Raw genomic sequence first — 12,947 nt, 5'->3', positions numbered from 1 at the left:
AGTTCGTCGCTCGTAGTTCGAGGCTCGGCGCTTACGGCTTACGGCTTACGGCTTACGGCTTTACGGCTTACGGCTCGCTCTTTTCAATCCGCTCGCTGATGGCCTGACCGAGGCTGGCGGTATTACCGTGGCCACCCACATCCGGCGTCAGCAAGCGATCGTCGCCTTCCGCCAGCACTGCTTCGATAGCAGCGAGAATAGCGTCTCCGGCGTCCTTGTAGCCCAGGTGTTCCAGCATCATGGCACCGGACCAGATCTGGCCGATGGGGTTGGCGATGCCCTTGCCGGCGATATCGGGGGCGCTACCGTGCACGGGTTCGAACAGGCTGGGAAACTTGCCTTCAGGGTTGATGTTGGCGGAAGGCGCTACGCCAATGGTGCCGGTGCAGGCGGGGCCGAGGTCGGAGAGGATGTCACCGAACAGGTTGCTGGCCACGACTACATCGAACCAGTCTGGATGCATGACGAAGTTGGCGGTAAGGATATCAATATGGAACTTGTCCACATCGATGTCCGGGTACTGCTTGGCCATTTCGGCAACTCGCTGATCCCACCAGGGCATGGTGATGGCAATGCCGTTGGACTTCGTGGCGGATGTCAGTTTCTTGCGTGGGCGAGTTTGTGCCAGTTCGAAGGCGTACTTGAGTACACGGTCGACACCATGGCGGGTCATCACGGTTTCCTGGATTACCACCTCGCGCTCAGTACCCTCGAACATGGTGCCCCCGACACTGGAGTATTCCCCTTCAGTGTTCTCGCGCACGACATAGAAATCGATATCGCCGGGAACTCGGCCCGCTAGAGGACTCTTGATGCCCGGAAGAAGGCGGCAGGGCCGCAGATTGACGTATTGGTCGAACTCGCGACGGAACTTGAGCAGCGAGCCCCACAGCGAGATATGGTCAGGGACCTTTTCCGGCCAACCGATGGCGCCATAGAAGATGGCGTCGAACTCAATCAGGATGTCGCGCCAGTCGTCGGGTAGCATCTTGCCGTGCTCGAGATAGTAGTCACAGCTGGCGAAATCGAAGGCGGTGAGTTCAATGTCGATATTGAAGCGTTTTGCGGCAGCCTCGAGAGAACGGATTCCCTCCGGCATGACCTCCTTGCCAATACCATCTCCAGCGAGCACTGCGATACGCTTTGTCATCAGGATTCTCCACATGATTGAGTACGGGTCAGTGTAGAGGTGAACAGCAGGGAGATAATCAGGGTAGAATTCAATCTATTGTTGAATCTGGGTGGATAATCATGGCTTCCCTCGACGATCTTGCCTTTTTTCGCCAACTGGCCCAGGCCGGCAACCTGACGACGACAGCCCGGGAGCTGGGGTTGTCTCTGTCCGCTGTCAGCAAACGTCTCAAGCAGCTTGAAGCACGCTTGGGTGTAGAGTTGGCATCACGCACCACCAGACGCCTGACGTTGACGGCTGAAGGCGAACATTACCTGGCTCGGGGTAGTGAGCTGCTCGATGAGCTGGGAGCCCTGGAAGAGGGCCTGGGGGATGGCCGTGAAGCGCTGGCGGGCCCACTCAGAATCAATGCCACCTTCGGCTTCGGGCGGCGCCATATTGCCCCTCTGCTGTCGGAGTTCTGTCGTCGTCACCCAGACATTGAAGCGGGGCTGGAACTGTCCAACTTTCCTGCCCCTCTGGGGGAAGGTGTCGACCTGGGTATCCGTGTCGGTGAACCACCCGACTCACGCATGATTGCTCGCAAGTTGCTTGCCAATCGACGTGTGCCTTGTGCAGCACCGGCCTATCTGGAGAAGCATCCTGCCCCACAGGTTCCTCGAGACCTGATGCATCATCAATGCCTGGTATTAAGGGAAAATGATAGTGACTTTTCCCATTGGCGTTTCATGCCGAGTGATGGGGGGCGCCCTCAGACGGTCAAGGTGACCGGGCGGCTGACCAGCAACGATGGTGAGGTCGTGAAACGCTTGGCCCTGGAGGGGCATGGGATATTGCTACGCTCGTGGTGGGATGTGCATACGGAGCTGTCTGAAGGACAACTGATGCCACTGTTGCCGGGCTGGCAGGGAGTGCGCGCTGATTTCTATGCCATCTACCCGCAGCGCCGTCATGTACCGGTTCGCTTGAGCGCTTTCATCGACTTCCTGGTCACTCAACTCGGAGAGCGAGTGCCGACTTTACCTGCATGATAACAAGCCATTAGAGCAATGCGCGATTTGGTATCTCCTTCACAGGACAATCCGGCATACACTAGACAGTAATCTGAAAGCATCCTTGTCTTTTGGATAACATATGTTTCTTTTGTCATGTGTTTCCCATGCGATGCTGCGGAACCGATATTCCAGGATCCAGTCTGAGGCGGTACCCAAGTATCAGCCGCGGCGTGTCAGTCGTTACGAGGAGTGTTGACCGAACGTGAATATCCTGATGTTCACCAATACCTATGTACCGATTGTCGGTGGGGTGAGCGAGTCGGTTCAACGCCTCAAGGGGCAGTTGCAACAGTTCGGTCACCGGGTGATGGTCGTGGCTCCACGTTTCCATGGCCAGCCACGACATGAAGAAGGAGTGTTCAGGGTCGCAGCAGTACAGCAATTCAATGGCAGCGACTTTTCCCTGCCGGTCCCCATTCCCAGCCTGCTCTACGATGCCATAGAGGCTTTCGAGCCGGACATCGTACATTCCCATCATCCCTTCCTGTTGGGAGATACTGCCATACGGGTGGCGGAAATTTATGGTCTGCCACTGGTGTTCACTCATCACACGTTATATGAGCACTACACCCACTATGTGCCAGGGGATTCGCCGCGTATGCGGCGCTTCGTCGTTGCTCTGGCAACGCAGTACACACGCCTGTGTGACGAAGTCATTGCGCCCAGTGAGAGCATCCGAGATCTCTTGATCGAGCGTCAGGCGAATGCCGATATTACGGTGGTTCCCAGTGGTGTGGATATTCATCGATTCGGCAAAGGTGATGGCCAGCATTGGCGTACCATCTTTGGCATTCCTTCTCACAGTACTGTGTTGGGCCATGTGGGGCGCTTGGCCAAGGAAAAGAATCTCGATTTTCTGGCTGAGGGGGTATGTCTTGCGCTTGCCCAGGATAAAGACTGCTGGTGGCTGGTTGTGGGCGATGGAGAGTCGCGGGAAGCCATGCAGGCATGTGCCCGGCGTCACGGTGTCGAACAACGAGTATGTTTCACCGGCCGCCTGCAGGGGCAAGAACTGATCGATGCCTATCAGTCCATGAACGTGTTCGCTTTCGCTTCCCATAGCGAGACGCAAGGCATGGTCATCGCGGAGGCCATGGCGGCAGGACTGCCAGTGGTCGCGCTGGATGCTCCGGGTGTTCGAGAAGTTGTCGAGGATGGTCGCAACGGTCGTCTATTGCAGGAGGAGGATAGTGGCGCCTTTTCCCAGGCACTGCTGGAGTGTGCTGCACCTGCATGCAGAGAGCGCATGCGCAGGGAAGCCCTGGTAACGGCAGAGGGCTATGACGAGTCGCGCTGCGCGCGGCGTTGCCTGGTGGTATATCGGCTGGCCATTGCGAGAGGTGGCGCCTTTACCCATGCCGACGACGGGGGATGGGAAAAAGTGCGTAGTCGCCTGGGAGCGGAGTGGCAAATGTTACGCTACAGAGGTCGTCTATTGAGGCAGCTGATGAAAGAAGAGTGGCGGGAAGAACGTCCCTCTTGGTGGCCAGGAGAAGAGGAAAATGAGACAGACCAGTTACTAAAGTAGCTGAAATATCCTCAATTCATAAGAATACACTTACAGACCCAATCGACCTTCGAGGTACACTAGCCAAATGCCATTATGCGAATGGGGGACCCCGAGGAGCCAGCCAAGTGAGTGCGCATGAAGATACGAGAACAATAGATCCCAGAACACTGATTTCGAGAACTCAAGTTTCAAGAGCACAAGGGTCTAGAGAACAAGGGTCTAGAGAACAAGGATCGAGATCCGCAGATGCCAATGCTATGGAAGCGGGCTCCGTTGACATGGATATGAGCCCCATAGAGAGCAGCATGCCGTCATTCGAACCGGAAACAAACGAACACCAGGAGCTGTCGATCGAGTTACCGGTACGTTTCGTTCACGAACTGTCGGCAGCTGTCTCGTTGTTCGATCTCCTCAAGACCGTCGCGCGCTGGTCCCAGTCTGTGTTCCTGGCTCATCGTGCCTCCATCACTCTGGTAGAGTCCGATACCCATCTCAAGCTGATCGCCATGGAAGGCAAGGAAGCCATACCCATGGATCAATTGCTGCCCATTGAAGGCACCATGGCGGGGCGGGTGTTTCTTAACCGTCAGGCAGAATATATGGCGGACTTCAGCATGACCAGGGACCTGGACTGCATGCAGCTTTATGAGACGGGGCTCAAGTGCTGTCTGGATGTTCCGTTGATCAGTGGTAATCAGTGTTTCGGCACGATGAATGTGGCCCATGAAGACACCAATGCCTTTACCCTTCGTGATCGTTTGCGCATGCAAGCGATGGCGCATTGGCTGGCGGCCTGCATCCGCATCCATCACCAGGTCGAAGAAGTGATGGCGCTGTCGGAAACCGATCCTCTGACAGGGGTCTTCAATCGCCGTGCCTTTTCCAGCCGTTTTGCCTCTATCGCCAAACGATGGCAAAGTGAGGAGGTCTCCTTGGGGGTTGCCCTGATCGACCTTGATCACTTCAAGGTCGTTAATGATACCTATGGCCATGAAGCTGGCGACAAGGTTCTGGTTCAGGTTGGTGAGTTGCTGGCCAAAAGTTGTCGCAAGACGGACCTGATTGCACGCATGGGAGGCGAGGAGTTCTGTGTGATCATGGTGGACGTGAATGAAAACGGCATCATGGCTATGCTCAATCGCTTTCTCGATACGTTGAGCAAGATGTCCGTGTCCTTTGGGGATACTCATATCAGCGTGACCGCAAGTGTCGGTGCCTTGCTGATCGATGGTGCGCCGAGAGATCTCGACTTCCTGATCGGCCAGGCCGATCGTGCCATGTATCGAGCCAAGAATGCCGGACGCAATCGTATCGAGTTCACTCACATCTATTAGCTGCGGCGCTTGGCTTTCTTGCGTTCGGCCCAGAACTTCAATCCCATCAGCAGTGCTATTCCGACCAGCAGGCCTGCGATTGCATAAAGTGCATCGTTGCGACTGTCGGCATTGACCAGTTGGCCGAGTTGGCTTCCGAGCAAGGTCACGCCTGCAAGACCTGGAATGATGCCCAGGATCGACCCCACCATGTAGTCACGAAACTTCAAGTGGAAAGCACCTGCCATCATGTTGGTCAAGGTGAAGGGCGCTAGTGGCAATAGATTGACCACCACCATGGTTCTGACGCCGCGACCGGCGAGATAGCGAGACAGCCCATGAAGTCGCTGGCCGCCATGGCGCAGCAGAGCATCGCGACCAATTTTACGCCCTACCCACCAGGTCAGCATGGAGGCACACAAGGTACCAGCAAGGGCATAGCCGAAGCCCCACCATGGTCCAAAGATGAGGCCAGTGGCGGCGACCAGCAAGCTCAATGGGAACATGATCAGTGACAGTCCGGCATAAAGTACCAGAATGACAGGAATACCCCAGGGGGATTTCAGCCAGGTCATGCTCGAACGCACTGCGGTCATCAATGTGTCAACGGTCAGCAGTCCCTGCATGGAAAGCCATTGCCACATCAGCGCCAGGAGCACCAGCAGCACGAGTAATGTCAGTGGTAATAACCAACGGCGCGCCATCAACCAGCATCTCCTTTGCGAATGGCCCAACTATCGGGTGCCTGCTGAAAGTAGCGGGTCAGCAATGAATACAGCCCCGGGTAGGCCTGGGACAGGCGAACGGGAGCGCTGAAGAAGGTTTCACAACACACGGCGAAACACTCTCCGGGGTAAGTTGCAGCATATTCATCGATAGGAGTGTCTTCTCCTTTGCTGATGCGCGCATGCAGGTCATTCCAGGTGGCCGTGAACTCCCGGTACCAGTCCTGGGGGGTAATATCGCTGGGCAACGGTGGAAATCCATCCGCATCGAATGAATTGCCCATATCCAGCTTGTGGGCAAATTCATGGATGATGACATTGAAGCCATCCAGTCCCCCGCTTTCCATGACTTCGGGGTAGGCCAGAATCACGGGCCCCTGGTGAAAGGTCTCTCCAGCTCGTTCATCCTCCCACCTGTGGACCACGCCGGCCTCGTCGATTTCCTCCACCTCGCGGCGGAAGGCATCGGGAAGAATCAGAACTTCATGAACGTTGGCGAATGCCTCGTGATGCTCCCTGTCGCTCCAGCCCAGTGTCAACAGACAAGCCTGGGCTGCCAAAGCCAATTGCTCGGTAGCATCGAAGGCTGCATTGTCCAGGGCCAGGTCAGGATGCAGGCTGATACGCTTGTCATGGAGAAAATGCCAGGCCCTCTGGCCGAGACGCTCGGCATGCTCATCTGGCACCAGACCAAGCAAGGGCAAGCGCTGGCGCGCATCATGCCATTGTTCAGCGGGAAAGGGATGTCGGGCGCTGAAGCGCTCGGCTCTCCATTGTTGCCAACGTTTCAGGATCATCTTGCCGTTGTCCTGGAGTCTTGAAGGGGCTGTACTCGTGAACGCTTGAGTGGACGCGTGAGAAGTTGGGCCATCAGAACGCCACTCAATACCAGCAGGCCGCCACTGAGATGATACCAGGCAAGCCTCTCACCAAGCAGCAGCATGGCAATGAGAGCACTGAACACTGGCATCAGGTTGATGAAGATGCTCGATCGACTGGCACCAAGATGGCGAATAGCCATCATCCACAGGTAAGTGGTGATGATCGATGCGGGGATGCCTGCATAGAGGATAAGCCCGGCATTGGTTGAGTTGATCGGCGTCATGGGGCCCAGCAAGTAACCCGGCAGCAGCAGCAGGGTGGCGAAGACGGCCTGGACATAGAGCATGACCCAAGGTGAGAGATCCAGCGGCCAGCGTTTGAGCATGACGCCATACAGGGCATAGCAGATTGCAGCGATGATCATGAGAAAATCGCCAGTGGCAACCTCAAGCTCGGCCAGGGCGCTGAAATGTCCGCGACTGAGCAACCATAAGACGCCGACCAACGCCAGGCATCCACCAACGACACCACCCCAGGTAGGTGTTTCGCGCAGTATCAGCGCACTGAGTAATACGGTCAAAAGAGGTACCATGGCGGCCAGGATGCCCATATTGGTGGCACTGGTAGTTTCCGCTGCCATATAGGCCAGTCCTTGCCACAGGGCCATGCCGAGAAGTCCAAGGACCGCCAGTTTAGGCCATGCTCGGAAAATGGCATCACGCTCTCGCCAGGCCTTGGGAAGAACGATGGGGGTCAGAACCAGCAGGGCCAATACCCAGCGCAGGAAGGCAATAGTGCTGGGAGCGATGGTGCCTACGGTAAGCTGGTTGATGGTCATGTTGCCGGACCAGATCAACACGGCACCGAGAGGGGCCAGACAGGCCAGGGCAGGGAGTGTTGCAGAGCGGGGCATGAAGGGTCCTTGCACAAACTTGGATATCCCACCGCAGCGGGATATCCAAGGTTACTCAATCTTGCCGCTCATTGCAGGTCATGTCGGATAAGTCGTTGCTCGGGAAGCAAGCGCCTCAAGTGCTGCCAGTGCAACCTGCCGATCCTGCTCGGGCTTGACGCCGGAAACCCCTACGCTGCCTGCGACCTGTCCATCTATGATCACGGGTACACCACCGGTCATCAGGCCCTGGAAAGGTGCAGAAAGCATGGCACTGCGCCCAGCGTTGATCATGTCCTCGAACACCTGGGTTTCCTTGCGCGCGATGGCCGCAGTTCGGGCCTTGGCTGACGCGACTTCGGCACTGAAGGGGCCGGCACCATCGAGTCGGCGCAGGCCAAGCAAGTGCCCTCCATCATCAGCTACCGCAATGGTCACGGCAAAGCCGTTGGCTTCGGCCTCATGCTGAGCGTTATCCAGCAGGGCCTGAACGTGTATCTGATCCAAGATTGGCTTGGTTGTCATGGTTGTCTCCAGAATCAAGAAGTGGGAATGGGTCGTTGATGTTGTTGTATGGTGACTGCGGTGTTGTCTGTTATTGGCTTGCAGGTTGCGGCAATCAGTCTTTGGCAATCAGGTTTGCTGGGCAGAACCCAGCGCTTCATCGACGATTTCGATCCAATGGCGCACCGGCGTTCGATCGGCAGAGGCCAAATGGGTCTGGCAGCCGATGTTGGCGGTGGCAATTACCTCGGGGTGGCCAGCCTCCAGCATTGCCATCTTGTTGTCGCGAAGCTGACGAGAGAGGTGTGGCTGGGTGATCGAATAAGTGCCGGCAGAACCACAGCACAAGTGTGCATCCTGTACTGGCGTCAGCTCGAAGCCCAGGCGTTGCAATACCCCTTCCACTGCTCCTCCTAGTTTCTGCGCATGTTGCAGAGTGCAAGGACAATGGAAGGCCAGCCGCTTGTCGGCACTGATGGCCAGATCATCGAGATTGCTGCTGTCGAGTATCTCGACAAGGTCCTTGGCAGCTGCACTGACACGTCGGGCCTTGGCTGCGTAGTCCGGATCGTCGGCGAGAATGTCGGCATACTCCTTGACGAAAGCACCACAGCCACTGGCTGTCTGGACAATCGCCTCACAGCCTTGTTCGAGCAGTGGCAACCAGGCGTCAATGTTGCGTCTGGCACGTTCCCGGCCGGCGTCCTGGGCATTGAGATGAAAGTCGATGGCACCGCAGCAGCCGGCTTCAGGTGCCGGGGCAAGGCCAATCCCGAGCTGGTCCAGGACACGAGCCGTTGCAGCATTGGTGTTGGGGGAAAGCGCAGGCTGTACACAGCCTTCCAGAATCAGCATCTGGCGTGAGTGCTTCTTGCCATCGGGGCGCACGCCGGCAGGAGTCGGCTGGGCAGGAATCTTGTCCTTGAGTGTGACTGGTACCATGGGCCGAAAGGTCTGTCCCAACGCTAGCAACGCCTTGAACCTGGCGGGTTCGACCATGGTCATGCGCAGGCCCAGGCGGAGCCCTCTTTCCTTGAGCGAACGAGGTGCTCGGCGCTCGATTTCTGCTCGTCCAATATCCAGCAACTTGTGGTATTCGACGCCAGAGGGACAGGTGGTTTCACAGTTGCGGCAAGTCAGGCAGCGGTCCAGGTGCAGGCGGGTTTCTTCGCCGATCTCCTTGTCATCGGGCTTTTCAAGCAGCTGTTTCATCAGGTAGATACGGCCACGCGGACCATCGCGTTCATCACCAAGCAGCAGGTAGGTCGGGCAGGTGGCATTGCAGAAACCGCAATGCACACAGGTGCGCAGCACGCGGTCGGCTTCGCGAATATGCGGTTTCTGAAGGTCTTGTTCGTTGAAGTGGGTCTGCATGTCATCCTTCCTGCTCAGAATTCTGCATAGAGGCGGCCACGATTGAAGATACCTTGAGGATCCAGTTGCTCCTTGAGGCGGTCATGATACTTGGCGACCATTGGCTCGAGTGGCGTGAACGGGCCAGCGGATTCCGGGAGCTTGTCCGGAGTGAAGCAGGTGGCATGGCCTCCAGCTTGTGCACAGATGCTACGCAAGGTGCCGGTGTTGACATCGGCATGCAGCCAGCGTTGGCAGCCAGCCCAGTCATGGATCAGGCTTTCGGCATCGATACCGGGAATCTCCAGCGGTGCTGTATTGGCCGGCAACGACAGACGCCACAGAGGCATGTCGTTTTGCTGGAAGAAGGGCAATTGCTGCTCACGCAGATCCTCCCAGTAGGCATTGTCCAGGCTATCTCCGCCAATCATTCTGCAGGTATCGGCCACTGAACTTGGGCCGCCTTCCAGGCGTAGGTGCAGGGCGCCGTCATGCCAGGTCGCAGCACTTAGCGGCAAGGGTTTCTGGCCCCACTTGGCCAGTTGGCTCAAGGCTTCAGTCAGGGAAATATCCAGGCGCAGGCTATGGCAGGCACCAGGCTTTGGCAGTACCTTGAGCGAGACTTCCGTGATCAGCCCCAGGGTGCCCTGAGCGCCGACCATCAAGCGTGACAGGTCGTAGCCCGCGACATTCTTCATGACCTCCCCACCAAAGCGGTGTTCCTGGCCCTGATGATTGAGCAGGCGTACCCCCAGCACGAAGTCCCGAACGGCACCCGACCAGGGTCGGCGTGGTCCGGACAGGCCGGTAGCAATGGTTCCACCGATGGTGGCGCCCGGGCCGTAATGGGGCGGCTCAAAGGCCAGCATCTGGCCTTCACTGGCAAGGGCGGCTTCGAGCTCTGCCAGAGGGGTACCCGCGCGTACCGAGACGATCAGTTCCACCGGGTCATAGTGGGTAATACCGCGATGTTCGATGGTGGAAATGGTCTCGCCTGCTACCGGGCGGCCATAGAAAGCCTTGGTATTGCCCCCTTCGATGCGCAGAGGTGACTCATTCTCGCTGGCCTGCCGGACCTGTGCGCGCAGTGAGTCCAATGCATCCTGTGTGGGGAATCGTTGGTCTGACATGGTAAGCCTCAAAAGCGCGGAATTTCCGGGTGCGGTAGCTGATTGTCGTGGACATGCATGGCACCGAATTCGGCGCAGCGGGCCAGGGTGGGAATGTTCTTGCCGGGATTGAGCAGGCCTTGTGGATCGAAGGCGGCTTTCACGGCGTGGAATGTCGCAATTTCGAGATGGTTGAACTGAGCGCACATCTGGTTGATCTTTTCCCGCCCGACACCATGTTCACCGGTGATGGAGCCTCCGGCTTCCACACACAGTTCGAGTATCTTGCCCCCCAGGGCTTCGGCCGTTTCCAGCTCGCCCTCGCGGTTGGCATCGAACAGGATCAGCGGGTGCATGTTGCCGTCTCCTGCATGAAACACGTTGGCGACGCGCAATCCATAGTGTCTGGATAGGTCACTGATGCCCTTGAGGACGCGTGGCAACTCACGGCGGGGGATGGTGCCGTCCATGCAGTAGTAATCGGGCGACATCCGGCCTACCGCGGGGAAAGCATTCTTGCGTCCTGCCCAGAAGCGCGCACGCTCGGCCTCGTCCTTGGCGAGCCGGATGTCTGTTGCACCGGCGCTTTCCAGCACTTCTCGAACGGTAGTGATGTCATCGTTGACATCCGCTTCGACACCATCCAGTTCACACAGCAGGATGGCCTCGGCCTCCACGGGATACCCCGCCTTGATGAAGTCCTCGGCGGCGCGGATAGCCAGGTTGTCCATCATCTCCAGGCCTCCGGGAATGATGCCTGCGGAGATAATTGCGCCTACTGCGGCTCCAGCTTTCTCCACATCATCAAAGCTGGCCATCAGGACTTTGGCGGTTTCCGGCTTGGGCAGCAGCTTGACGGTGATCTCGGTGATCACGCCGAGCATGCCTTCCGATCCCATCATCAAGGCGAGCAGGTCGAAACCTGGAGAGTCCAGTGCTTGAGAGCCAATGGACATGTGTTCGCCTTCGATGGTGAGGATGTCCACCGCGAGGACGTTATGCACGGTCAAGCCATATTTGAGGCAGTGCACACCACCCGCGTTTTCGGCCACGTTGCCTCCGATGGAGCAGGCAATCTGGGAAGAGGGGTCTGGCGCATAATAGAGTCCGTAGAGAGAGGCTGCCTCCGAGATGGCCAGGTTGCGCACTCCAGGCTGGACGCGAGCGATGCGGGCTTCAGGGTCAATGTGCACGATACGATTGAAGCGTGACATGACCAGCAGCACTCCCTGTTCCAAGGGTAATGCGCCACCTGAAAGGCCTGTGCCAGCGCCACGTGTCACTACGGGGACCTTGAGCCTGTTGCACTGCTTGAGCAGAGCCTCTACCTGAGACAGGGTCTCCGGCAGGGCCACCAGCATGGGCAGTACCCGGTAAGCAGATAGGCCATCGCATTCGAAAGGGCGCAGGTCTTCTTCGCGATGAAGAAGGTTCAGATCCGGTATGGAACGGGACAGCTCAGCCACTACCTCATCCTTGCTGCGCTGAGGCAACCTGCCGTCCAGGCGTTCATCATAGAGGATGTTCATGGCTCCTCCTGGTTTATCGTTATTGGTCTGCTGGGCCCCCAATGTGAGGTTTCTCACCGGGCTTGTCTACTTTTGGTATATTGGTAATACCAATTATTGGATTTGTTGTGGAAATTATTTCCAATGTATCAGCTTTGCCAACGTTGTGAGGCCTGCATGGAAAATTAATTTTCCAGCGGTAAGACGCCGATCAGGAGTTGGCCAGGCATGCCAAAGGAAGGGGACAGCGCCTACCGGCGCTGTCATGCTGTGTTATAGAACGGCACTAGGCGTCGATGATGCCTGACACCTCTGCCACTTCCAGTTTGTGACGCAGATGCTGGCGCAGGATGGCACCAAGCCGGGGACCGTCCCGGGCTTCCAGAGCCTCGAGCATAGCCTCGTGATCACTGACAGCCTGAGTCCAGTTGTCCTCGCCCATTTCCACACTGTAGCGAACGCGTTTAACGCGTTGGCTGAGATTGTTGTACATCTCGATAAGTACGTCATTGTGCGAGGCGGCGAGAATGGCTTCGTGGATCTGCTGGTTGATCTCAAAGTACGGCTTGATTTCCTTGCGCCGATAAAACTCGAGCATGCGCTGGTGGAGCTTGCGTACTCTGGCAAGCTCTGCATCGGTGATATTAGGGCAGGCCAGTTCTCCGGACAGTCCTTCCAGAGCTCCCATGACGTCGTAGGTATTCTGTACGCCAGTGCGAGTCAGACGCACAACCCGTGAGCCGCGATTGGGCAGGTTTTCCACCAGCCCCTCTGAGGTCAGTACCTTGAGGGCTTCGCGTAGTGGAGTTCTTGAGACGCCAAAGCTTTCGCAGAGCTGCTTCTCGGCGATTTTCTCGCCGGGAAGCAGCGTTCCCCGTTCGATCAGGTCGCGGATCCTGTCGGCCACTTCCAGATACAGGCTGCGCGGCTGAATTTTTTCCATTTCATATTCCCTGAGTCATGGCAGTTCCACGCCGTCACGTTACCTTGCCGCATGTTGCCGTACCGGACAATACGGCCTTCG

Annotated in this window: 12 protein-coding genes; 3 read left to right on the top strand and 9 right to left on the bottom strand. The window is 57.2% G+C overall.

What is annotated here, in order from left to right:
* Positions 1–67: 67 nt before the first annotated feature.
* On the bottom strand, positions 68–1,150 hold the full coding sequence (locus E4T21_RS15945) for a tartrate dehydrogenase (RefSeq protein WP_275898204.1): 1,083 nt from the start codon (positions 1,148–1,150) through the stop codon (positions 68–70).
* Positions 1,151–1,251: 101 nt separating this feature from the next.
* Between E4T21_RS15945 and E4T21_RS15940 the strand changes: the two genes are divergently transcribed.
* The 3 genes from E4T21_RS15940 to E4T21_RS15930 all read left to right on the top strand — a co-directional run bounded on the left by E4T21_RS15940 (position 1,252) and on the right by E4T21_RS15930 (position 5,031).
* Positions 1,252–2,163, top strand: coding sequence for a LysR family transcriptional regulator (locus tag E4T21_RS15940; protein ID WP_149285984.1), 912 nt, complete (start codon positions 1,252–1,254; stop codon positions 2,161–2,163).
* Positions 2,164–2,389: 226 nt separating this feature from the next.
* Positions 2,390–3,715, top strand: a complete 1,326-nt coding sequence (locus tag E4T21_RS15935; protein WP_149285983.1) for a glycosyltransferase — start codon at positions 2,390–2,392, stop codon at positions 3,713–3,715.
* Between the two features lie 287 nt (positions 3,716–4,002).
* A complete protein-coding gene (locus tag E4T21_RS15930; RefSeq protein WP_187775024.1) occupies positions 4,003–5,031 on the top strand; it encodes a sensor domain-containing diguanylate cyclase in 1,029 nt (342 codons plus the stop codon).
* Here E4T21_RS15930 and E4T21_RS15925 read toward each other — a convergent pair.
* From E4T21_RS15925 to E4T21_RS15890, 8 genes are all read right to left on the bottom strand, one after another.
* Positions 5,028–5,714: a TVP38/TMEM64 family protein gene (locus E4T21_RS15925; RefSeq protein ID WP_149285981.1), complete on the bottom strand. Its 687-nt coding sequence runs from the start codon at positions 5,712–5,714 to the stop codon at positions 5,028–5,030. The two genes, E4T21_RS15930 and E4T21_RS15925, sit on opposite strands and share 4 nt — an antisense overlap.
* Positions 5,714–6,532, bottom strand: a complete 819-nt coding sequence (locus E4T21_RS15920) for a M90 family metallopeptidase (protein ID WP_240349184.1) — start codon at positions 6,530–6,532, stop codon at positions 5,714–5,716. The genes E4T21_RS15925 and E4T21_RS15920 overlap by 1 nt, the downstream gene beginning before the upstream one ends.
* On the bottom strand, positions 6,529–7,470 hold the full coding sequence (locus E4T21_RS15915) for a DMT family transporter (protein ID WP_149285980.1): 942 nt from the start codon (positions 7,468–7,470) through the stop codon (positions 6,529–6,531). Before E4T21_RS15915 ends, E4T21_RS15920 begins: the two co-directional genes overlap by 4 nt.
* A 78-nt stretch (positions 7,471–7,548) precedes the next feature.
* Entirely contained in the window at positions 7,549–7,974 is a 426-nt protein-coding gene (locus E4T21_RS15910) for a GlcG/HbpS family heme-binding protein (protein WP_149285979.1), read from the bottom strand.
* 108 nt (positions 7,975–8,082) lie between these two features.
* On the bottom strand, positions 8,083–9,327 hold the full coding sequence (gene glcF, locus E4T21_RS15905; protein WP_149285978.1) for a glycolate oxidase subunit GlcF: 1,245 nt from the start codon (positions 9,325–9,327) through the stop codon (positions 8,083–8,085).
* 14 nt (positions 9,328–9,341) lie between these two features.
* Positions 9,342–10,436 (bottom strand): glycolate oxidase subunit GlcE, encoded by a 1,095-nt coding sequence (gene glcE / locus E4T21_RS15900; protein WP_149285977.1) that lies wholly within the window; start codon positions 10,434–10,436, stop codon positions 9,342–9,344.
* A gap of 8 nt (positions 10,437–10,444) precedes the next feature.
* On the bottom strand, positions 10,445–11,944 hold the full coding sequence (gene glcD / locus E4T21_RS15895; RefSeq protein WP_149285976.1) for a glycolate oxidase subunit GlcD: 1,500 nt from the start codon (positions 11,942–11,944) through the stop codon (positions 10,445–10,447).
* A 265-nt stretch (positions 11,945–12,209) separates the two neighbouring features.
* A complete protein-coding gene (locus tag E4T21_RS15890; protein ID WP_149285975.1) occupies positions 12,210–12,866 on the bottom strand; it encodes a GntR family transcriptional regulator in 657 nt (218 codons plus the stop codon).
* Positions 12,867–12,947 lie beyond the last annotated feature (81 nt).

It is taken from the genome of Halomonas binhaiensis (assembly GCF_008329985.2).
GTDB classification, from domain to species: domain Bacteria; phylum Pseudomonadota; class Gammaproteobacteria; order Pseudomonadales; family Halomonadaceae; genus Halomonas; species Halomonas binhaiensis.
The sequence above is the reverse complement of the archived record's forward strand: the minus strand, read 5'-3'. Positions and strand labels throughout refer to the sequence as shown.

Excerpts from the sequence above, each read along its gene's own strand:
- E4T21_RS15945 (WP_275898204.1), bottom strand. The coding sequence starts at position 1,150 with ATGACAAAGCGTATCGCAGTGCTCGCTGGAGATGGTATTGGCAAGGAG.
- E4T21_RS15940 (WP_149285984.1), top strand. The coding sequence starts at position 1,252 with ATGGCTTCCCTCGACGATCTTGCCTTTTTTCGCCAACTGGCCCAGGCC.
- E4T21_RS15930 (WP_187775024.1), top strand. The coding sequence starts at position 4,003 with ATGCCGTCATTCGAACCGGAAACAAACGAACACCAGGAGCTGTCGATC.
- E4T21_RS15925 (WP_149285981.1), bottom strand. The coding sequence starts at position 5,714 with ATGGCGCGCCGTTGGTTATTACCACTGACATTACTCGTGCTGCTGGTG.
- E4T21_RS15920 (WP_240349184.1), bottom strand. The coding sequence starts at position 6,532 with ATGATCCTGAAACGTTGGCAACAATGGAGAGCCGAGCGCTTCAGCGCC.
- E4T21_RS15915 (WP_149285980.1), bottom strand. The coding sequence starts at position 7,470 with ATGCCCCGCTCTGCAACACTCCCTGCCCTGGCCTGTCTGGCCCCTCTC.
- E4T21_RS15910 (WP_149285979.1), bottom strand. The coding sequence starts at position 7,974 with ATGACAACCAAGCCAATCTTGGATCAGATACACGTTCAGGCCCTGCTG.
- glcF (WP_149285978.1), bottom strand. The coding sequence starts at position 9,327 with ATGCAGACCCACTTCAACGAACAAGACCTTCAGAAACCGCATATTCGC.
- glcE (WP_149285977.1), bottom strand. The coding sequence starts at position 10,436 with ATGTCAGACCAACGATTCCCCACACAGGATGCATTGGACTCACTGCGC.
- glcD (WP_149285976.1), bottom strand. The coding sequence starts at position 11,944 with ATGAACATCCTCTATGATGAACGCCTGGACGGCAGGTTGCCTCAGCGC.
- E4T21_RS15890 (WP_149285975.1), bottom strand. The coding sequence starts at position 12,866 with ATGGAAAAAATTCAGCCGCGCAGCCTGTATCTGGAAGTGGCCGACAGG.